Annotated in this window: 20 protein-coding genes; 10 read left to right on the top strand and 10 right to left on the bottom strand. The window is 62.8% G+C overall.

What is annotated here, in order from left to right:
* Positions 1-28: 28 nt before the first annotated feature.
* Positions 29-517: a transcriptional regulator DadR gene (gene dadR, locus AC56DI_RS15525; RefSeq protein WP_324518972.1), complete on the top strand. Its 489-nt coding sequence runs from the start codon at positions 29-31 to the stop codon at positions 515-517.
* Between the two features lie 10 nt (positions 518-527).
* On the opposite strand, the gene AC56DI_RS15520 is transcribed toward dadR, so the two are convergent.
* Complete coding sequence (locus AC56DI_RS15520) at positions 528-1,745, bottom strand: HDOD domain-containing protein (RefSeq protein WP_496346958.1); 1,218 nt, start codon at positions 1,743-1,745, stop codon at positions 528-530.
* Positions 1,746-1,975: 230 nt separating this feature from the next.
* Positions 1,976-2,329, bottom strand: coding sequence for a YkgJ family cysteine cluster protein (locus tag AC56DI_RS15515; RefSeq protein WP_496346957.1), 354 nt, complete (start codon positions 2,327-2,329; stop codon positions 1,976-1,978).
* Positions 2,330-2,546: 217 nt separating this feature from the next.
* Here AC56DI_RS15515 and AC56DI_RS15510 point away from each other — a divergent pair, with 217 nt between their 5' ends.
* Positions 2,547-3,863 carry an NAD(P)/FAD-dependent oxidoreductase gene (locus AC56DI_RS15510; protein WP_496346956.1) on the top strand — a complete coding sequence of 439 codons (1,317 nt, stop codon included), beginning with the start codon at positions 2,547-2,549 and terminating at the stop codon, positions 3,861-3,863.
* A gap of 264 nt (positions 3,864-4,127) precedes the next feature.
* Here AC56DI_RS15510 and AC56DI_RS15505 read toward each other — a convergent pair whose 3' ends face one another.
* Together AC56DI_RS15505 and AC56DI_RS15500 are read right to left on the bottom strand one after the other, a co-directional pair.
* Complete coding sequence (locus tag AC56DI_RS15505) at positions 4,128-5,270, bottom strand: MFS transporter (protein WP_496346955.1); 1,143 nt, start codon at positions 5,268-5,270, stop codon at positions 4,128-4,130.
* 293 nt (positions 5,271-5,563) lie between these two features.
* Positions 5,564-7,057 carry an aldehyde dehydrogenase gene (locus AC56DI_RS15500; RefSeq protein WP_496346954.1) on the bottom strand — a complete coding sequence of 498 codons (1,494 nt, stop codon included), beginning with the start codon at positions 7,055-7,057 and terminating at the stop codon, positions 5,564-5,566.
* 270 nt (positions 7,058-7,327) lie between these two features.
* Here AC56DI_RS15500 and aptA point away from each other — a divergent pair, with 270 nt between their 5' ends.
* Together aptA and AC56DI_RS15490 are read left to right on the top strand one after the other, a co-directional pair.
* Complete coding sequence (aptA, locus tag AC56DI_RS15495) at positions 7,328-8,644, top strand: omega-aminotransferase AptA (protein ID WP_496346953.1); 1,317 nt, start codon at positions 7,328-7,330, stop codon at positions 8,642-8,644.
* A gap of 20 nt (positions 8,645-8,664) precedes the next feature.
* Complete coding sequence (locus tag AC56DI_RS15490; protein WP_496346952.1) at positions 8,665-9,030, top strand: cupin domain-containing protein; 366 nt, start codon at positions 8,665-8,667, stop codon at positions 9,028-9,030.
* 144 nt (positions 9,031-9,174) lie between these two features.
* Here the strand turns inward: AC56DI_RS15490 and rpmG are convergent, their stop codons facing one another.
* The 3 genes from rpmG to radC all read right to left on the bottom strand — a co-directional run bounded on the left by rpmG (position 9,175) and on the right by radC (position 10,527).
* Entirely contained in the window at positions 9,175-9,330 is a 156-nt protein-coding gene (gene rpmG / locus AC56DI_RS15485) for a 50S ribosomal protein L33 (protein ID WP_022960960.1), read from the bottom strand.
* A gap of 11 nt (positions 9,331-9,341) precedes the next feature.
* Complete coding sequence (gene rpmB / locus AC56DI_RS15480) at positions 9,342-9,578, bottom strand: 50S ribosomal protein L28 (RefSeq protein ID WP_090240685.1); 237 nt, start codon at positions 9,576-9,578, stop codon at positions 9,342-9,344.
* A 274-nt stretch (positions 9,579-9,852) separates the two neighbouring features.
* Positions 9,853-10,527, bottom strand: coding sequence for a RadC family protein (gene radC, locus AC56DI_RS15475; protein ID WP_496346951.1), 675 nt, complete (start codon positions 10,525-10,527; stop codon positions 9,853-9,855).
* Between the two features lie 140 nt (positions 10,528-10,667).
* On the opposite strand from radC, the gene coaBC reads away from it, so the two are divergent.
* From coaBC to argB, 4 genes are all read left to right on the top strand, one after another.
* Positions 10,668-11,891: a bifunctional phosphopantothenoylcysteine decarboxylase/phosphopantothenate--cysteine ligase CoaBC gene (gene coaBC, locus AC56DI_RS15470; protein ID WP_496346950.1), complete on the top strand. Its 1,224-nt coding sequence runs from the start codon at positions 10,668-10,670 to the stop codon at positions 11,889-11,891.
* A gap of 6 nt (positions 11,892-11,897) precedes the next feature.
* The gene (dut, locus tag AC56DI_RS15465; protein ID WP_496346949.1) at positions 11,898-12,353 is read left to right on the top strand and encodes a dUTP diphosphatase; all 456 of its coding nucleotides are present in this window, start codon (positions 11,898-11,900) and stop codon (positions 12,351-12,353) included.
* A 1,228-nt stretch (positions 12,354-13,581) separates the two neighbouring features.
* Entirely contained in the window at positions 13,582-14,979 is a 1,398-nt protein-coding gene (gene algC / locus AC56DI_RS15460; protein ID WP_496347528.1) for a phosphomannomutase/phosphoglucomutase, read from the top strand.
* Between the two features lie 42 nt (positions 14,980-15,021).
* On the top strand, positions 15,022-15,927 hold the full coding sequence (argB, locus tag AC56DI_RS15455; RefSeq protein WP_496346948.1) for an acetylglutamate kinase: 906 nt from the start codon (positions 15,022-15,024) through the stop codon (positions 15,925-15,927).
* A 31-nt stretch (positions 15,928-15,958) separates the two neighbouring features.
* On the opposite strand, the gene AC56DI_RS15450 is transcribed toward argB, so the two are convergent.
* Positions 15,959-16,552 carry a DUF4124 domain-containing protein gene (locus AC56DI_RS15450; RefSeq protein ID WP_496346947.1) on the bottom strand — a complete coding sequence of 198 codons (594 nt, stop codon included), beginning with the start codon at positions 16,550-16,552 and terminating at the stop codon, positions 15,959-15,961.
* Positions 16,553-16,574: 22 nt separating this feature from the next.
* A complete protein-coding gene (pyrE, locus tag AC56DI_RS15445) occupies positions 16,575-17,222 on the bottom strand; it encodes an orotate phosphoribosyltransferase (protein WP_496346946.1) in 648 nt (215 codons plus the stop codon).
* 94 nt (positions 17,223-17,316) lie between these two features.
* Here pyrE and crc point away from each other — a divergent pair, with 94 nt between their 5' ends.
* Together crc and AC56DI_RS15435 are read left to right on the top strand one after the other, a co-directional pair.
* Complete coding sequence (gene crc / locus AC56DI_RS15440) at positions 17,317-18,096, top strand: catabolite repression control protein Crc (RefSeq protein WP_496346945.1); 780 nt, start codon at positions 17,317-17,319, stop codon at positions 18,094-18,096.
* A 15-nt stretch (positions 18,097-18,111) separates the two neighbouring features.
* Complete coding sequence (locus AC56DI_RS15435; RefSeq protein WP_496346944.1) at positions 18,112-19,167, top strand: potassium channel family protein; 1,056 nt, start codon at positions 18,112-18,114, stop codon at positions 19,165-19,167.
* A 61-nt stretch (positions 19,168-19,228) separates the two neighbouring features.
* Here the strand turns inward: AC56DI_RS15435 and AC56DI_RS15430 are convergent, their stop codons facing one another.
* Entirely contained in the window at positions 19,229-19,594 is a 366-nt protein-coding gene (locus tag AC56DI_RS15430; protein WP_324520477.1) for a DUF4870 domain-containing protein, read from the bottom strand.
* Positions 19,595-19,611 lie beyond the last annotated feature (17 nt).

The following is a 19,611-nucleotide window of genomic DNA, read 5'->3' as shown; positions in this document are numbered from 1 at the left end:
AAACCCAGTTCACAGAGGCAGAATCACCATGCGTACCCAACACCAGAGTCGCCGCGAGCTGGATAAGATAGACCGAAATATTTTACGAATCCTTCAGGAAGACGGGCGCATCAGCTTCACCGAACTGGGTGAACGGGTCGGTCTGTCGACCACCCCCTGCACCGAGCGGGTCCGCCGTCTGGAGCGTGACGGCATCATCATGGGCTACCACGCGCGGCTCAATCCGCAGCAGCTCAAGGCCAGCTTGCTGGTGTTCGTCGAGATCAGCCTGGACTACAAATCCGGCGATACCTTTGAGGAGTTCCGCCGCGCGGTGCTCAAGCTGCCCCACGTGCTGGAGTGCCATCTGGTCAGCGGCGACTTCGACTACCTGGTGAAAGCGCGGATCAACGAGATGGCCTCGTACCGCAAGCTGCTCGGCGACATCCTGCTCAAGCTGCCCCACGTGCGCGAATCGAAGAGCTATATCGTCATGGAAGAGGTGAAGGAGAGCCTGAGCCTGCCAGTACCGGACTAGGCCTCAGGCCTCAGGCCTCGACAGGCAACGCCGCGCGCAGATGCTCTGCGCTGACCCGGAGCAGCCGTGCCGCGCGGCTGTCGAGCAAGGCTTCAGGGTCTTCATCCGCCGGCAGGCGCGCCCATTGGGCCGCCAGGCTAAGCACCAGCGCCTCCCGCGAATAAACCCCGCCACCGAGCTGGTAAGTAGCGGCAATCAGCTCACGCAACTCCAGCGGCAGGCGCCAGCGCGTGCGCAGTGACGAGCCAAACCCGGCAGCGAATTGGCTCAGTGCTGCAGTGATCTGCGCGTCAATCAAGTCGCCCCCGGCAAGCAGCCAGTTCTGCAGGCAGCGCAGCAGGGCCAAGTCGCCCAGGCAATGCAGCAAGCCGGCGCTGTAACAACGCTCGGCATCCGCATCCAGGGCCTTGGCCAGTTTGAACGCCAGGTCGGCCGTGCGCTGCGAGCGCGCCCAGTAGTGCTGCGCCAAGGCCGCCAACTGCTCATTCTCGAGGCACGCACTGCGTTGCAGGGCCATGCCCAGGACCAGATTCAGGCTTTGGGCCACGCCCAGCCGCGGCAACGCCTGCGCCAGGGTCTGACACGGACGACCAAGGTGCAGGGCGGCGCTGTTGGCGGCGGCGATCAAGCGTGCGGTCACTTGCGGGTCGCGGGCAAACTCGCGCTCCAAATCGCCCAGATCGAGAGCATCAACGTCCAGGCTCTGGCTTAACGCAGCCTGCACCTCGCCGAGCAACGGCGCGCCTGCGCAGGCATTACGCCGACTTTCGAGAAAGTCCTGCAGGCACATGCCGGCGGGCAAGCTGGGCGCCTGGCCAACTGTGTCCTGGCCCGGTTTGAGGAGCAAATCACGCAAGCGCTGCTGCAGGTTATTGGGATCAAAAGGGCTAACCACATAGGCCGTCGGCGCCAACGGCAGCACCTCGCGCACACTGGCGGCATCGGTGCGCTGGCTCAGCAGAACAAAAGGCAGCGGCGGCGTAGGCCGCAACCGGCGCACATGGCGCAGCAAACTCAAGCCATCCAGCACCGGCAGTGCCCACTCTGCCAACACCAGATCCGGCAAGCGCGCCCGGCACGCCTCCAGGGCCGACTGACCATCGCTGCAGCACTGCACGTGGGCATCGCCGCGCACACTGAGCAGCAATTGGGCGAGCAAATCGCGGCTCCAGGGGTCCTGAGCCACAATCAAAATGCGTGGCGCAGCGGTGAAGTCCTTGCGGGTCATCATTACTCTCATTTGCCCGACAGCGTGGGCCGTGAAACGTGGCAGCAGTATCGGCCCGCGGAACTCAAAGGGTCATGACATGCCGCAATGAAAGCACAAATGAAAACGGCAAAAATCCTCCGAAAGTACTATCCCAGGGGACTTACCGTAAAAAAAGATAACCGTACGGACAACTTATTGCATGGGCATTGCGGCCAGCGCACACGAGCCGCGCGACCCTCGACAAACCACTAAACCAACACCTGCCGGGTCGTGGCGATGTAGTGATGGATCTGCCGCTCAACCCGCGGCTCAATCATCTGCTCCGGGCGCCGGCCGTTCGGACAGGGCATGCGTGGCGTGGTGCCAAACAGGCGGCAGATCAACGGCCGCTCGTGATACACCTCGCAGCCGTTGGGGCCGAGGTGCACGCAGTTGAGCTCAGCCAAGGCCGCCTCGTGCTCGGCATCGGACTTGAACGGCAGACGCGACATTTCCTCCGACGAGGTGGTGACCGGCCCGCAGCAGTCGTGACAACCCGGCACACATTCGAATGAGGGAACCTGCTCACGCAGGCGCAGTACGGTGTCTCGATTACAGCTCACTCTTGCCCATCTCCCGCGGGTTGCGCCGCCGTTACCGCGACTGGATCGGCGCGCAGTTTACCTCAGCGCCCCACCCGGCCGGGACAATCCCGACGGAGCAGTCTTGCCTGACAGGCAAAAATCTTTTGCCCCAGAGCGTCTTGGTGCAGCGTCGCTGGCCCCCTATGCTGCGACCCAGCGCCAACATGCGCACCACAATAATCAGCAGGATCCCCCCATGTCCGCCCGCCAGCCCGTGCACAGCCCGCAACACGCCGCCTCTTACTACGCCGCCAGCGCCAATCAGCACGCGAGCTACCCGAGCCTGGGCGGTGAACTGCGCGCCGACGTGTGCATCATCGGTGGCGGTTTTTCCGGCCTGAACACCGCCATCGAGCTGGCCGAGCGCGGCCTTTCGGTGATTCTTCTGGAAGCCCATCTGATCGGCTGGGGCGCCAGCGGGCGCAACGGCGGCCAGCTGATTCGCGGCGTCGGCCATGGCCTTGAGCAGTTCGAGGGCGTGGTTGGTCGCGATGGCGTGCGCGAGTTCAAGCTGATGGGCCTGGAGGCCGTGGAGATCGTCCGCCGCCGGGTGGCCAAGTATCAAATCGACTGCGACCTGACCTGGGGCTACTGCGACCTGGCCAACAAACCCAGCGACTACCAAGGCTTCGCCGAAGACGCCGCCGAACTGCGCAGCCTCGGCTACCAACACGAGCTGCGCATGGTGGCACCCGAGGACATGGGCAGCGTGGTCGGCTCCGACCAGTACGTGGGCGGCATGATCGACATGGGCTCGGGCCATCTGCACCCGCTCAACCTGGCCCTCGGCGAGGCGGCAGCAGCGGCCAGCCTGGGCGTGAAACTGTTTGAACACTCGGCAGTAACGCGCATCGACTACGGCAGCGAGGTGTGTGTGCACACCGCCCAGGGCAAAGTGCGAGCGAGCTCGCTGGTACTGGCCTGCAACGCCTACCTGAATGATTTGAACCCACAGATCGGTGGCAAGGTGCTACCAGCCGGTAGCTACGTGATTGCCACCGAACCGCTGTCGGCCGAGCTGGCCGCCAGCCTGATTCCGCAGAACATGGCCCTGTGCGACCAGCGCGTGACGGTCGATTACTACCGCCTTTCGGCTGACCGCCGCCTGCTGTTTGGTGGCGCCTGCCACTACTCCGGCCGTGACCCGGCGGACATCGCCGCCTATATGCGACCGAAGATGCTCAAGGTGTTCCCGCAACTGGCCAACGTGAAAATCGATTACCAGTGGGGCGGCATGATCGGCATCGGCGCCAACCGCCTGCCACAGATCGGTCGCCTGAAAGACCAGCCCAATGTGTTCTACGCCCAGGCCTACGCCGGCCACGGCGTGAACGCCACGCACCTGGCCGGCCAGCTGCTCGGCGCCGCCATCAGCGGCCAGCAAAGCCGCGGCTTCGACCTGTTCGCCCAGGTGCCGCACATGACCTTCCCTGGCGGCAAGCTGCTGCGCTCGCCACTGCTGGCCCTGGGCATGCTCTGGTATCGGGCCAAGGATGCCGTCGGCTTGCACTGAGTTAGTTAAGCCTATGCACCCGTTAACGGTTACAGCGCTGGCGTCACACCGTAGGAGCGGCTTCAGCCGCGATGCTTTCAAGGCAAACGGCATCGCGGATGAATCCGCTCCTACTGAAGCCCACTAGCACCCTAAACGCTTAACGCGGACAGAGGCTTAGTTAAACAATCGCTTGTATCGCTACAAACGGGTTTTAGCCGCGACCGCCAGTGCCCGGCAGTCGCGGTCACGGCTAAAACCCACCTATTCCCCAACCCTGTTTGCTCAAGCCTGTTGGTCTTGGGCAAACGGCGGCCTGCGCCAAACCACCACGACAAAACCGGCAGCGCCGAGCGCCATCAGCAATGGCAGCGCGTGCCCGGTCAGCCACTGCGTGGCAGCCCCGGTCAGCAACGGTCCAACCAGGCATCCCAACCCCCACAGCTGCGCCACATGGGCATTGGCGCGCACCAGCGCATCGTCGCGAAAGTGCTCGCCGATCATGATCAGTGCCAGCGTAAACAGACCGCCCGCACTGGCGCCGAACAACACCAGCACCGGCCAGATCGCCGGTTCATGCAGCAGCGGCGGAATAGCCAGGCTGGACAGTGTCAGCACCAGCCCACAGCCGGCAAACAGCACGCGCCGCGACAGCCGATCCGCCAGCCAGCCCAATGGCAGTTGCAGCAACGCATCACCAATCACCACCACGCTGGCCATGAGCAAGGCTTCCTGCTGGGTAAAGCCCTGTTGCAAGCCGTAGATCGGCAGCAAGGTCAGGACCATACCCTCGAAGGCGGCAAACAGCATCACCGCCCAGGCAATCGCTGGCAGGCGCTGGCAGAACGGCAACAGACCCCGGCCCGAGGCACTGTGCTGGTCGACCTTGGGGGCGCCGCTGCGGCCCAGTAACAGCAGCGAACCACCGATCAACAGCGCCGTACCGAACCAGAAACCCTGATCACCCTCGGCGCCGAGCACGCTCAGCAACAAGGGGCCTGACAACTGACTCAGTGCGTAGCCGGTGCCATACAGCGCCACCAGACGACCGCGCCACTTCTCCAGCGCCAACTGGTTGATCCAGCTTTCGCCGAGGATAAACACCATGGTCAGCCCTACGCCGATCAGCAGGCGCAAAAACAGCCACACCGGGTAGCTCTGCACCAACGCCAGCAGCGTCACTGACAACGCGCCGCTGAGCAGACAAAACTGCATCAGCCGCGTAGTGCCGAGACGCGCCGCCAGCCGACCGACCAACGAAGCGCCGAGCAACACACCAATCGCCGGGGTGGCGGCCATCACGCCAATGGCAAAGCTGCCATGCCCCCAGCTCGCCAGGCGCAACGACACCAGCGGCATGGTCACGCCCAGGGCCAGACCGATGCTGATCACCGCCGCGCAGACGGCGAAATAGGTTCCCCAACGCATAGCCACTCCCTTCCCTTTCGCTGGCTGTGCTGCAAAACAAAACGGCCGGATTTCCTAGGAAACCCGGCCGCAGGTGTGGCTCGCCAGAGCCGGCTCCTCTCAAGAAGAGCGGACCGTTACAACAACGCTATCCGGCCCTACCTCGACAGAGTACCGCACCGAAAGAGATCTTCTGGGCTAAGGCCAGGCAAGGCGCCCCGCAGCTTTTAAGCGCAGCGTACTGCAGTACGTGAGCATTAAAAGCGAGGACGCAACGCCGCATGACCGACGACCAGGAGATCGCCCCGATATCGTTACAGCTTGATCCAGGTGGCTTTCAGCTCGGTGTACTTGTCGAAGGCATGCAGCGACTTGTCGCGACCGTTGCCGGACTGCTTGAAGCCACCGAACGGCGCGGTCATGTCGCCGCCGTCATATTGGTTGACCCACATGCTGCCGACACGCAGCGCCTTGGCCGCCAGGTGCGCCTTGGACAGGTTGCTGGTCCAGATGGCTGCGGCCAGACCGTAGATGCTGTCGTTGGCGATCTGAATGGCTTCCTCGGTGGTGTCGAAGGTGATCACCGAGAGCACCGGGCCAAAGATTTCTTCGGCGGCGATACGCATGCTGTTGGTCACGTTGTCGAAAATGGTCGGCTCGACATACACACCGCCGGTTTCTTCCAGCGTGCGCTTGCCGCCACACAGCAGCTTGGCGTTTTCGGCATGGCCGGCTTCGATATAGGACAGCACGCTGTTGAGGTGACCGCTGTCGACCAGGGCGCCAACGGTGGTGGCCGGATCGAGGGCGTGACCGGCTTTCCAGCCTTTCATGGCTTCCAGCAGCAGGGCCATGAACTCATCTTTCACCGAGCGCTCGATCAGCAGACGCGAGCCCGCGGTGCACATCTCGCCCTGGTTGAAGCAGATCGCCGCAGCCGCCGCTTCGGCAGCCGCTTTCAGGCACGGTGCATCGGCGAAGACGATGTTGGCACTCTTGCCACCCGCTTCCAGCCAGACGCGCTTCATGTTCGATTCGCCGGCGTAGATCATCAGTTGCTTGGCGATCTTGGTCGACCCGGTGAATACCAAAGTGTCGACGTCCATGTGCAGGGCCAGGGCCTTGCCCACGGTGTGACCGAAGCCGGGCAGGACGTTCAGCACGCCAGCCGGGATACCGGCTTCGAGGGCCAGCTGAGCCAGGCGAATGGCGGTCAGCGGCGACTTCTCGGACGGCTTGACGATCACCGAGTTACCGGTCGACAGGGCCGGGCCGAGCTTCCAGCAGGTCATGATCAGTGGGAAGTTCCACGGCACGATGGCCGCAACCACGCCCACCGGCTCACGGGTGATCAGGCCCAGTTCGTCGTGCGGAGTGGCCGCCACTTCGTCGTAGATCTTGTCGATCGCCTCACCGCTCCAGCGGATCGCCCGCGAGGCGCCCGGCACGTCGACGCTCAGGGCATCGCCGATCGGCTTGCCCATGTCGAGGGTTTCCAGCAGGGCCAGCTCTTCGGCGTGAGCGTCCATCAGATCGGCGAAGCGGATCATGATCTTCTTGCGCTCAACCGGCTTCAGTCGCGACCACACGCCCGACTCGAAGGTGGCACGGGCATCGGCCACGGCCAGTTCAGCATCGGCCAGGTCGCAGCTGGCAACCTTGCCCAACAGGCGGCCATCGACCGGGCTGATGCAATCGAAGGTGGCCTTGGACACGGCGTCGGTGGACTCGCCATGGATAAAGGCGCGGCCTTCAATCTGCAGTTGCTGGGCACGTTGCTCCCAGTCGGCGCGGGTCAGGGTAGTCATGGGAGCGTCCTCTTTATTAATGCTCTTTATTAGTAGAGCAGTGCGCTGCACGAGCGGCGCGCACTGTCAAAAATTCTGCAAGGCCAACCAACAGGCGGACATGCCGGCAACCCTAAACCAGGGCAGCGTTCTATTTCAATATTTTTTACACTCGCACCGGCAAAAGCCTTGTCATGTTCGTTTTATTAAACATAGACTGCGCCACTTGTGGCCTGAGCCAAGCGCCACGCTTACCTTGTTCGTCGCCAACGTCTGCGGTAACCCCTAAAAATGCTCAATAAAAACAACAATCTCGATCAGTTCTGGATGCCCTTCACCGCCAACCGCCAGTTCAAGGCCAAGCCGCGCCTGCTGGAAAGCGCTGCCGGCATGTACTTCACCAGCAGCGATGGTCGCCAGGTGCTGGATGGCACCGCGGGCCTGTGGTGCTGCAACGCCGGCCACGGTCGCCGCGAGATCACCGAGGCGGTGAGCAAGCAAATCGCCAAACTGGACTTCGCCCCGACCTTCCAGATGGGTCACCCGCTGCCATTCGAACTGGCCGAGCGCCTAGCCGAAATCGCCCCCAAGGGTCTGAACAAGGTGTTCTTCACCAACTCAGGCTCGGAGTCGGCAGACACCGCTCTGAAAATCGCCCTGGCTTACCAGCGCGCCATCGGCCAGGGCACCCGCACCCGCCTGATCGGCCGCGAGCTGGGCTACCACGGCGTCGGCTTCGGTGGCATCTCGGTCGGCGGCATGGTCAACAACCGCCGCGCCTTCGGCCTGCAACTGCCGGGCGTCGATCACCTGCCGCACACCCTGGACGTGGCGCGCAACGCCTTCAGTAAAGGCCTGCCAGAATTCGGCGTAGAAAAAGCCGACGAACTGGAACGCCTGGTCACCCTGCACGGCGCGGAAAACATCGCCGCGGTAATCGTCGAGCCGATGTCCGGCTCCGCCGGGGTGATTTTGCCGCCGGTTGGCTACCTGCAACGCCTGCGCGAAATCACCCGCAAGCACGGCATTTTGCTGATCTTCGACGAAGTGATCACCGGCTTCGGCCGCGTCGGCGAAGCCTTTGCTGCGCAGCGCTGGGGCGTGACCCCGGACATCCTGACCACCGCCAAGGGTCTGACCAATGGCGCCATCCCGATGGGCGCGGTATTCGCCCACGAGGACATCTACCAGGCCATGATGTGCGGCCCGGACAGCGCCATCGAGTTCTTCCACGGCTATACCTATTCCGGTCACCCGGTGGCCTGCGCCGCCGCCTTGGCCACCCTCGACATCTATCAGCGCGAGCAGCTGTTCCAGCAGGCGATCAACCTGGAAGGCTACTGGAGCGACGCCCTGCACAGCCTGCAAGGCTTGCCCAATGTGCTGGATATTCGCAGCATCGGCCTGGTCGGCGGCGTGCAGCTGGCGCCGAATGCCGAGGGCGTCGGCAAGCGCGGCTTCCAGGTGTTCGAGCAATGCTTCCAGGACGATCTGATGGTGCGCTGCACCGGCGATACCATCGCCATGTCGCCACCGCTGATCGTCGAAAAGGCGCAGATCGACACCCTGGTCGACAAACTCGCCAACGCCATTCGCAAAGCGGTTTAACCCCCCACTTGGAAAGTCCTATGAACATCGACCAGATCGTTGATTTCGCCCAGTCCAACGCCACCCCGGAACACTACCGCCCGGCACCGGAGAAAGTCCTCAAAGGCGACCCGGCGCAAAGCGTCACCAACCACTACGCCAGCCCATGCGGCCAGTTCAACACTGGCATCTGGGAAGGCGCGCCAGGGCAGTGGACGATCAACTACACCGAGCACGAATACTGCGAAATTCTGCAGGGCGTATCGGTCCTGCGTGACGCCCAGGGCAACGGCAAAACCCTGCGCGCCGGCGACCGCTTCGTCATCCCGGCCGGCTTCAGCGGCACCTGGGAAGTGCTGGAAACCTGCCGCAAGGTCTACGTGATCTTCGAGCAAGCCAACGCCTGATTTATCGAATCTCCATGCGTCACCCTTTGCCCGCACACACTGCGGGCTTTTTTATGCCCGCAGTATGTGCGGGCCACGCACGGCAAATCCCAGGCAAGAAAAAGCCCGCCATATAGGCGGGCTCTTTCAGCAAGGCGGGATCAATTACTTGATCTTGCCTTCCTTGTACATCACGTGCTTACGAACAACCGGATCGAATTTTTTGATTTCGATTTTGTCCGGAGTCGTGCGCTTGTTTTTGTCGGTAGTGTAGAAGTGACCAGTACCGGCACTCGAGATCAAACGGATCAATTCACGCATGATTTAGCTCCTTAAACCTTTTCGCCACGAGCACGCAGCTCGGACAGCACTACATCAATACCGCGCTTGTCGATGCAACGCATGCCTTTGGCAGAAACGCGCAGACGCACGAAACGGTTCTCAGACTCGACCCAGAAGCGGTGATGCTGCAGGTTCGGCAGGAAACGACGACGGGTTTTGTTGTTTGCGTGGGAAATGTTATTCCCGGTTACCGGACCCTTACCGGTAACTTGACAGACTCTCGACATACATCAGCCCTCTAAAACCACATGCCCAACCCGGCATGGGTTGGCCGCTTAAACTCAAAGTCATTTGGCGCTCGGCGCCACGTTTTTTCAGGGTCTTACCGGCCACGCCTATAAAGCGGAGGAACCGGGCCCCTAGAAAAGAGCGCGCCTTTATATCAGAAACACCCCCTTGCAGCAAGAACAGTGGCGCTTTCTAGTGCACCGCTGCCGCCGTCAAAGCGCCTATCCCCATGCGGCACGGGGCGTAACCAGGCCCCGACCATTCGTCGCACGCTTACAGCCAGCCGTACTCGGCCATGGACAGCGGCTCGCCATCACCGACGATAAAGTGATCAAGCACGCGCACATCCACCAGCTCCAGAGCCTCTTTCAGGCGCCGGGTCAGCACCCGATCAGCCTGACTCGGTTCGGCCACCCCGGACGGATGGTTGTGGGTCAGGATCAACGCAGCGGCGTTATGCGCCAGGGCACGCTTGACCACCTGCCGTGGGTAAACGCTGGCGCCATCAATGCTGCCGTGAAATAACACCTCGAACGCCAGCACCCGGTGCTTGGCATCAAGAAACAGGCAGGCGAAGACTTCATGGGGTTCGTGGCGCAAACGCGCCTTGAGGTAATCACGCACGGCCTGCGGGCTTTCCAGGGCCGAATCGCGGCGCAGGCGCTCGGCCAGGTGCCGGCGAGCCATCTCCAGCACCGCCTGCAACTGGGCGAATTTGGCCGGCCCCAGCCCCAGGCGCTGACTAAACGAGGTGAGATCAGCCTCCAACAGCGCACGCAAGCTGCCAAAGTCCGCGAGCAGAAAGCGCGCCAGGTCCACCGCACTCTGCCCCGCCACCCCGGTGCGCAGGAAAATCGCCAGCAGTTCGGCATCACTCAAGGCCGTCGCACCCTGCTGCAACAGCTTCTCCCGCGGGCGCTCGGCCGCGGGCCAATCGCGAATACTCATAGCACCTCCCTGTCGAGTCGGCCCGCTGTTCCCGTGCAGGCGCTGTGATATCGTAGCCCAACTTTTGCGCGGCGCTGAGCCTGGCAGCCTGCCGGGAAAACGCGCTGCGGCACCACTCCATCTGGTTACAAGGCAGACCTATGCAGCGGCTGTATCGGAAACGCATCGTCCTCGGCGTTGGTGGCGGCATTGCGGCGTACAAGAGCGCCGAACTGATTCGCCGGCTGCGCGATCAAGGCGCCGAGGTGCAGGTGGTGATGACCGCCGGCGGCCAGGAGTTCATCACCCCGCTGACGCTGCAGGCGCTGTCCGGCAACCCCGTGCACACCGAATTGCTCGACCCCAGCGCCGAGGCCGCCATGGGCCATATCGAGCTGGCGCGCTGGGCCGACCTGGTGCTGATTGCCCCCGCTACCGCCGACCTGATGGCGCGCCTGGCCCAAGGCCTGGCCAATGACCTGCTGAGCACCCTGGTGCTGGCCACCGACGCCCCCGTAGCCCTAGCCCCGGCGATGAACCAGGCCATGTGGCGCGACCCGGCGACCCAGGCCAATGCCGCCACCCTGCAGCAGCGCGGCTTTCACCTGTTCGGCCCTGGCGCCGGCAGCCAGGCCTGCGGCGACATCGGCCTGGGCCGCATGCTGGAGGCCGACGAGCTGGCCCAGCGCGCTGCCGACTGCTTCCAGCGGCGCAGCCTGAGTGGCCGGCACGTGCTGATTACCGCAGGACCGACCCAGGAAAACATCGATCCGGTGCGTTACATCACCAACCACAGCTCCGGCAAAATGGGCTTTGCCCTGGCCGAAGCTGCCGCTGAAGCCGGCGCCCAGGTCACCCTGATCACCGGCCCGGTGCACCTGCCAACGCCGGACCGGGTCAACCGGGTCAACGTCACCAGCGCCCGCGACATGCTCGCCGCCTGCGAAGCGGCGATGCCCTGCGACCTGCTGATCGCCGCGGCCGCCGTCGCCGATTACCGCCCAGAAGTGGTGGCCGAGCAGAAGATGAAAAAAGACCCCACCAGCGGCGACGGCCTGCTCCTGCAACTGGTGCGCAACCCGGACATCCTCGCCACCCTCGCCGGCCGCCCTGACCGGCCGTTCAGCGTCGGCTTTGCCGCCGAAACCGAGAAGCTGCTGGACTACGCCGCGCGCAAGCTCAAAGACAAGAACCTCGACCTGATTGTCGCCAACGATGTGGCCAACCCCAACATTGGCTTCAATAGTGAAGACAACGCCTGCAGCGTGATCGACCGTCAGCTGCTGGAAACCCGCTTTGCCCAGACCAGCAAAGGCAAGATTGCCCGCCAGCTGGTGGCGTTTATCGCCGACCGCCTGCCCGCCCCCACAGACGTGAAGAACTGAGCCACCATGCACTCACTGCAAGCCAAAATCCTCGACCCACGCATCGGCACCCAATTCCCGCTGCCGCAGTACGCCACACCGGGCTCCGCCGGCCTCGACCTGCGCGCCATGCTGCAGCAAGACCTGCTGCTGGAGCCAGGGCAAACCGTGCTGATCCCCACCGGCCTGTCGATCTACATCGCCGACCCAGGGCTGGCGGCGCTGATCCTGCCGCGCTCCGGATTGGGCCATAAGTACGGCATCGTGCTGGGCAACCTGGTTGGGCTGATCGACTCCGACTACCAGGGCGAGCTGATGGTGTCCTGCTGGAACCGTGGCAGCAGCGCGTTCAACATCGCTGTTGGCGAACGCCTGGCACAACTGGTACTGGTGCCCGTGGTGCAAGCGCACTTCGAGCTGGTCAGCGAGTTCGACGAAAGCCAACGCGGCAGCGGTGGTTTCGGCCACTCAGGCAGCCACTGAGCCCTTTCACTTTCAGGATGAATCGCCGGGGAATCGCACTGTGAAACTGTTCAAACGCAGCGCCAAGGACACCATCGACCCCAGCCCGGCCCAACCGCCGGCTGACACCCGCCGTCGCGGCCCCGACTTCCGCAGCCTGATCCCCGGCGCCATCGCCAGTGTCCTGGGGCTGCTGGGCGGCGCGGCAATGCTCTGGTTTGCCTTGTTCTATACCGCCCAGACGCAGCAACAGAGCGAACTGCGCGATGCCTGGGGCGGCAGCCAAGCCGCTGCCCTGCAGCAAGCGATCAAACAATTGAGCGCCGACACCCAGGCGGCGGCACGCAACCCGCAATTGCTGAGCGCCGTGCAAAGCCAGGACCCGGCACTGATCCGCAGCGCCGAAAGCAACATCGCCTATTGGGATGGTGTCGTCGACGCGCAGCTCAATGCCCGCGGCCAAGCGATGCAAGACAGCAACCGCGCGGCGCCGATGAACTTCGCCGCCCTCGACATGCTGCGCCGAGTCGAGAGCGGACAAATCCCTGCACCTGAAGCCTACAAGGTCGGCCAGCGCTGGCTGGTCTACAGCGCCGCACCACTGCGCCTCAGCGAGCAGGAAACCCCCGAGGGCACCCTGCTGCTGGTGGTCGACCTGCAACGCCTGCTGCGCGCGCTGCCAACCATGGCCGCCGATACCGGCCAACTGCAGTTGCTCCAGCAATTTGGCAACGCCCCGGCACAGGTGCTTGAGCAACGCGGCCAGGCTGACAGCGGCAGTGCGCCCCAGAGCCTGAGCAGCGGCAGCCCCAACTGGAAGCTGAGTTTTACTCCTGGCCCCGCCCTCAACCAGCTGATCTTCCCGCCGGAATTGCTGCTGGTTGCCGGCTTGCTGGCCCTGGTTGGCGCCCTGGTTGGCCTGTATCTAACCCAAAGCAGCCTGCAACATCGCCTGCATGCCGACGCCCGCCAGTTGGCCCAACTGGTCAGTGAGTTGACCAGCGGCAAAGCCGTCAAGTCGTTCAGCCTCAGCCTGCCGGCGCTGGACAACCTGGCCCAGTTGCTGGCCCACCTGTCGCGGCGCAAACAAGAAGCCGCGCCCGTCGAGCCCGTGCGCAGTGCCACGCCCACAAGCAGCAACCCACAACCGGCAACATTTGCCGACCCCTTGTTTCAGGACACCGACATCCTCGACATCGATATTCTCGATGAGGATCAGGACCTGCTCGGATTGGAACAGCCTCCCGCCATGACGCAAATTCAGCACACCGCACCGAACCTGCCCGCCAGCATCTTCCGCGCCTACGATATTCGCGGCGTGGTCGGCGATAGCCTCACTCCTACCGCCGCTTATTGGATCGGTCGCGCCATTGGTTCACAGAGCCTGGCCCAGGGCGAGGCCAACGTAGCCGTGGCACGCGACGGTCGCCTGTCCGGCCCGCAACTGGCCGAGCAACTGATCCAAGGCCTGCTCGACTGCGGCTGCCAAGTCACCGACGTCGGCATGGTGCCAACCCCCGTACTGTATTTCGCCGCCAATGTGCTGGCCGGCAAATCGGGCGTGATGCTCACCGGCAGTCACAACCCACCAAACTACAACGGTTTCAAAATCGTTATCGCCGGCGACACCCTGGCCAACGAACAGATCCAGGCATTGCGCCAGCGCATCGAAACCAACGACCTGGCCAGCGGTGTTGGCAGCGTCGAGCAGATCGACATTCTTGATCGCTACTTCAACCAGATCCGTGACGACATCGCCCTGGCCAAGCCCATGCGCGTGGTGGTCGACTGCGGCAACGGCGTGGCCGGGGTGATCGCTCCACGCCTGATCGAAGCCCTGGGCTGCAGCGTGATCCCGTTGTTCTGTGACGTCGACGGCAACTTCCCCAACCACCACCCGGACCCAGGCAAGCCGGAAAACCTGGTGGACCTGATCGCCAAGGTCAAAGCTGAAAACGCTGACCTGGGCCTGGCCTTCGACGGCGATGGCGACCGCGTAGGTGTGGTTACCAACACCGGCACCATCGTCTACCCCGACCGCTTGCTGATGCTCTTCGCCAAGGACGTGGTGTCGCGCAACCCCGGTGCCGACATCATCTTCGACGTCAAATGCACCCGCCGCCTGACCCCACTGATCAGCGGTTACGGTGGCCGCCCAGTGATGTGGAAGACCGGCCATTCGCTGATCAAAAAGAAAATGAAGGAAACTGGCGCCCTGCTGGCCGGCGAAATGAGCGGCCACATCTTCTTCAAGGAGCGCTGGTTCGGCTTTGACGACGGCATTTACGCCGCTGCCCGCCTGCTGGAAATCCTCAGCCAGGACAAGCGCGACGCAGAACACGTGTTCTCGGCCTTCCCGAACGACATCTGCACCCCGGAAATCAACATCGAGGTGACCGACGAGAGCAAGTTCAGCATCATCAACGCCCTGCAACGCGACGGCCACTGGGGCGATGCCAACCTCACCACCCTGGACGGCGTACGCGTCGACTACCCCAAGGGCTGGGGCCTGGTACGCGCTTCCAACACCACGCCGGTGCTGGTACTGCGCTTTGAGGCCGAGACGACCGAAGAGCTCAAGCGCATTCAGGAAGTCTTCCGCGCGCAGCTGTACACCGTCGCCCCGGACCTCAATCTGCCGTTTTGATCAACCCGTTTCAGGATTCGCTTTTCGTATTGGAGTGTTTGCATGACCCTCAGCCGTGACGCTGCCACCCAAGTCGCCCAGGTTCTGTCCGAGGCGCTGCCCTATATTCGTCGCTTCGTCGGCAAGACCCTGGTGATCAAATACGGCGGCAACGCCATGGAGAGCGACGAGCTGAAAACCGGCTTTGCCCGCGACATCGTGCTGATGAAGGCGGTTGGCATCAACCCAGTGGTGGTGCACGGTGGCGGCCCGCAAATCGGCGACCTGCTGAAGCGCCTGAGCATCGAAAGCCACTTTATCGACGGCATGCGCGTGACCGATGCACAGACCATGGACGTGGTGGAAATGGTCCTCGGCGGCCAGGTCAACAAAGACATCGTCAACCTGATCAACCACCACGGCGGCAGCGCCATCGGCCTCACCGGCAAAGACGCACGCCTGATCCGCGCCAAGAAGCTCACCGTCAGCCGCCAGACCCCGGAAATGACTCAGCCAGAGATCATCGATATCGGCCACGTCGGTGAAGTCATCGGCGTCAACGTCGAGCTGATCAACATGCTGGTGTCAGGCAACTTCATCCCGGTAATCGCACCCATCGGCGTCGGCGAGAACGGTGAGTCCTACAACATCAACGCCGACCTGGTGGCCGGCAAGGTGGCGGAAGCGCTGAAAGCCGAGAAGCTGATGCTGCTGACCAACATCGCCGGCCTAATGAACAAGCAGGGCGAAGTACTGACCGGCTTGAGCACCGAGCAAGTGGACGAGTTGATTGCAGACGGCACCATCTACGGCGGCATGCTGCCGAAGATTCGTTGCGCCCTGGAAGCGGTGCAAGGCGGGGTGAACAGCGCGCACATCATCGACGGCCGAGTGCCTAACGCCGTGCTGCTGGAGATTTTCACCGACACCGGCGTGGGCACCAAGATCAGCAACCGCAAAGCCCGCTAGCAAGCCACAGCGGGCAGCACAGCGGCGCAGTTTAGGGCTTGATACCCAACAACTGCGCCAGCCGTGCCCGGTCCGCGACAAACCCGGCAGCGGCTTGCTTGCGGGTTTCTTTGAAGCGCTCGATGTCCTTGAGCAAGCTTTCCTGCTCACCCTTGATGTTGCTGATCTGCACCAGCAAGCTTTCCGGCACCACACGGCCGGCGCGCTCCTGCTCGGCCGCCTGGCCTTGCAGGTTGGCCTGCTGGGTGCGCAGCGACTGCAAGTTGCCGCGCGCCGCGCCCACCGCACCGTCCAGCTCGGTCAGTTTGCGCTCGCGGGCACGATCCACATCATCCAGGCTGGAATACAGGCGCAACAACTGGGCATCCGAGGTGGCCTGGGCCTTTTCTTCCTGCAGGCGCTGACGCTCTGCGGCGGTTGGCGCCGGCGGCACCACACGCACCACGCGACCCTGGTCGGACAGCACGTCGTAGCCCTTGCCAATGTACTCCGGCGGTACGCCTTGGCGGTCGAGCACAATCACGCCTTTGTCGTTGACGTAGCGGTACAGCTCGCCGGCGCCCGCCAGGGCGGGTAGCAAGACCGACAACAACAAAGGGAGTCGCAAGGCGCCCGGTTTCAGCATAAGAACATTACCCTGTGGTGGATCAGGCCTGAATGCCGTACTGGTCGCGGTAGGCTTGTACCGCCGGCAGATGCTGCTTGAGTTCAGCGTTATCGGCCAGATATTCCAGTACTTGGGTCAACGACACAATACTCACCACCGGCATGGCGAAATCGCGCTCGACTTCCTGGATGGCAGACAGCTCGCCCTGGCCGCGCTCCTCACGGTTCAAAGCGATCAACACACCGGCTGCCTGCGCGCCCTGGGCCTGGATGATCTGCATCACTTCGCGGATCGCCGTGCCAGCAGTGATCACATCGTCAACGATCAGCACGCGGCCTTCGAGCGGGGCACCCACCAGGCTACCGCCTTCGCCATGGGTCTTGGCTTCCTTGCGGTTGAAGCACCAGGGCAGGTCCAGCTCATGCTGCTCGGCCAGCGCCACGGCCGTCGCGGCCGCCAACGGGATGCCTTTGTAGGCCGGGCCAAACAGCACATCGAAAGGAATGCCGCTCTCAACCACCGCGGCGGCATAAAAACGCCCCAACTGGGCCAGCGCCAAACCACTGTTGAACAACCCGGCATTGAAGAAGTACGGGCTGGTACGCCCGGACTTGAGGGTGAATGAACCAAAGCGCAAGACTCCACGCTCGATGGCAAAACGAATGAACTCGCGCTGGTAAGCCTGCATGAAGAAAATCCCGGATAGCACTGATTTTACGATGGGTTTAGCTAATAAATAGGAGCTCGGGTATCATACACGCACGTGTTTTTAGGGGCCATTTATGCGGATCATCAGTGTGAACGTGAATGGCATTCAGGCCGCAGCCGAGCGTGGTTTGCTCAATTGGTTGCAGGCACAGAATGCCGACGTCATCTGCCTGCAGGACACCCGCGCCTCTGCCTTTGAACTGGACGACCCAGCCTTCCAAATGGACGGCTACTTCCTCTATGCCTGTGATGCCGAAGTGCCTAACCAAGGCGGTGTGGCGCTGTATTCACGGCTGCAACCCAAGGCGGTAATCAGTGGTCTGGGCTTTGAAATGGCCGACCGCTACGGGCGCTACCTGCAGGCCGATTTCGACAAAGTCAGTATTGCCTGCGTGCTGCTGCCATCTGGGCAGCATGGCGACGAGAGCCTGAACCAGAAGTTCAAGTTTATGGACGACTTCGCCCATTACCTCGACAAACAACGGCGCAAGCGTCGCGAGTACATCTACTGCAGCTCGCTGTTTGTCGCGCACCAGAAACTCGACGTGAAGAACTGGCGCGACTGCCAACAATCGCCTGGCTTTCTCGCCCCCGAGCGCGCCTGGATGGATCAGGTCGTCGGCAGCATGGGGTACGTTGATGCGCTGCGCGAAGTCAGCCGCGAAGGCGACCAGTTCAGCTGGTGGCCCGACACTGAACAGGCGGAAATGCTCAACCTCGGCTATCGCTTCGACTATCACCTGCTGACCCCAGGCCTACGTCGCTGCGTGCGCAGCGCCCGCCTGCCGCGCCAGCCACGCTTCTCTGAGCACGCGCCACTGGTGGTCGATTACGACTGGACCCTCAGCGTTTAATCGACAGGGATAATCATGGGCATACCCCGTTGGCGCCGCGCCAAACACAACCTGCCCATGCGCCACACCCAATTGCCGCGGATCTTGCAACGCATCTACGCGGCAATTGCCCTGCTGTTGTTCATGGCCGTGTTCGGCACCCTCGGTTTCTACAGCGTGGCCGACGAGCAGGCGACCTGGTCCGACGCACTGCACATGACCCTGATCACCATCACCACCGTCGGTTATGGTGAGATCATCCCCCTCAACAACCTCGGCGAACGCCTGTTTGCCGGACTGATCGCCCTCACCGGCTTCGGCACCGTGACCTTTCTGTTCACCAGCCTGGCAACGTTCTTCCTCGAGAGCGACTTCGACTACAGCCTGCGGAGACGACGCATGGAAAAGGCCATCAAGAAACTCAAGGGCCATTACATTCTCTGCGGCTTCGGCCGAGTCGGGCGCAACGTGGCCCATGAGCTGGTGGCCACCGGCCGCGAGTTCGTCGCCATCGACAGCGACGAAGAACAGTTCGAGGCCCAGCGCGAACACTTCCCCCAGCTTCTGCACCTGCACGGTGACGCCACCGATGACGACCTCTTGCTGGCCGCCGACATTGCCGATGCCGCCGGGGTGTTCGCCGTCACCGGCGACGACAGCCGCAACCTGATGATTATCCTCACCGCCCGCCAGCTCAACCCCAAGGTGCGGGTCGTAGCGCGCTGCCACGAGCTGCGCAACGCGCAGAAAATGCGCAAAGCCGGGGCCGACACGGTGATCTCGCCGGACTTCACCGGCGGCATGCGCATCGCCTCATCAATGATCCGCCCCCACGTGGTGACCTTCCTCGATGAGATGCTGCGCTCCGAGCACAAAGTGCGTCTGGAGGAGGTGCCTATTGCCGAGCACCACAGCCTGCGCACCATCGGCGAGATCAAGCAGCGCTGCCCCAGTTGCGTGATCCTGTCGATTCGCACCGGCCCAGACTTTATCTTCAACCCAGCCGACGCCATGATCCTGCATCCCGGCCACACACTGATCGCCATGGTCCCGCCCCAGGGCCGCGACGAACTGCTGGAGGCCCTGAGCTGAATAAGCGCAGGCAATAAAAAACCGGCTCAGCGCCGGTTTTTATTGCCTGCAAAAGCCGTCGTTACTTGATCAGGCGCCAGCACAGTGGGTAGCGATAGGCTTCCCCGGCATTGGCCTTGATCCCGGCGATGATGGTCAGCACCAGCGCCGCCACTCCCACCAGCAGCATCAACGGAAAGCCGATCAGCACCCAGGCCAGCAAGCCACACACCATCATGGCCACGCTGTAGGTGATCTGAAAGTTCAGCGCTTCCTTACCCTGCTCATCGACAAACGGATGCAGATCTTTCTTCAGCTGCCAGACGACCAACGGGCCGATGACGTTGCCGATCAAGGGCGCCAACACCCAGAAGAACGCCGCGTAATGACACAGCATGGCCCATTGCCGGGCTTGCGCATCGGGCGTGGGGAGCAGGTTATCGTTCATCCGCGGGTCCTCGGTGG

This window comes from Pseudomonas sp. BGA-UO-ETr-WB11 (genome assembly GCF_059567785.1).
The sequence above is the reverse complement of the archived record's forward strand: the minus strand, read 5'-3'. Positions and strand labels throughout refer to the sequence as shown.

Bases quoted from the DNA above. Each gene is read 5' to 3' on its own strand.
- dadR (WP_324518972.1), top strand. From the start codon at position 29: ATGCGTACCCAACACCAGAGTCGCCGCGAGCTGGATAAGATAGACCGA.
- AC56DI_RS15520 (WP_496346958.1), bottom strand. From the start codon at position 1,745: ATGACCCGCAAGGACTTCACCGCTGCGCCACGCATTTTGATTGTGGCT.
- AC56DI_RS15510 (WP_496346956.1), top strand. From the start codon at position 2,547: ATGTCCGCCCGCCAGCCCGTGCACAGCCCGCAACACGCCGCCTCTTAC.
- AC56DI_RS15505 (WP_496346955.1), bottom strand. From the start codon at position 5,270: ATGCGTTGGGGAACCTATTTCGCCGTCTGCGCGGCGGTGATCAGCATC.
- AC56DI_RS15500 (WP_496346954.1), bottom strand. From the start codon at position 7,057: ATGACTACCCTGACCCGCGCCGACTGGGAGCAACGTGCCCAGCAACTG.
- aptA (WP_496346953.1), top strand. From the start codon at position 7,328: ATGCTCAATAAAAACAACAATCTCGATCAGTTCTGGATGCCCTTCACC.
- AC56DI_RS15490 (WP_496346952.1), top strand. From the start codon at position 8,665: ATGAACATCGACCAGATCGTTGATTTCGCCCAGTCCAACGCCACCCCG.
- rpmG (WP_022960960.1), bottom strand. From the start codon at position 9,330: ATGCGTGAATTGATCCGTTTGATCTCGAGTGCCGGTACTGGTCACTTC.
- rpmB (WP_090240685.1), bottom strand. From the start codon at position 9,578: ATGTCGAGAGTCTGTCAAGTTACCGGTAAGGGTCCGGTAACCGGGAAT.
- radC (WP_496346951.1), bottom strand. From the start codon at position 10,527: ATGAGTATTCGCGATTGGCCCGCGGCCGAGCGCCCGCGGGAGAAGCTG.
- coaBC (WP_496346950.1), top strand. From the start codon at position 10,668: ATGCAGCGGCTGTATCGGAAACGCATCGTCCTCGGCGTTGGTGGCGGC.
- dut (WP_496346949.1), top strand. From the start codon at position 11,898: ATGCACTCACTGCAAGCCAAAATCCTCGACCCACGCATCGGCACCCAA.
- algC (WP_496347528.1), top strand. From the start codon at position 13,582: ATGACGCAAATTCAGCACACCGCACCGAACCTGCCCGCCAGCATCTTC.
- argB (WP_496346948.1), top strand. From the start codon at position 15,022: ATGACCCTCAGCCGTGACGCTGCCACCCAAGTCGCCCAGGTTCTGTCC.
- AC56DI_RS15450 (WP_496346947.1), bottom strand. From the start codon at position 16,552: ATGCTGAAACCGGGCGCCTTGCGACTCCCTTTGTTGTTGTCGGTCTTG.
- pyrE (WP_496346946.1), bottom strand. From the start codon at position 17,222: ATGCAGGCTTACCAGCGCGAGTTCATTCGTTTTGCCATCGAGCGTGGA.
- crc (WP_496346945.1), top strand. From the start codon at position 17,317: ATGCGGATCATCAGTGTGAACGTGAATGGCATTCAGGCCGCAGCCGAG.
- AC56DI_RS15435 (WP_496346944.1), top strand. From the start codon at position 18,112: ATGGGCATACCCCGTTGGCGCCGCGCCAAACACAACCTGCCCATGCGC.
- AC56DI_RS15430 (WP_324520477.1), bottom strand. From the start codon at position 19,594: ATGAACGATAACCTGCTCCCCACGCCCGATGCGCAAGCCCGGCAATGG.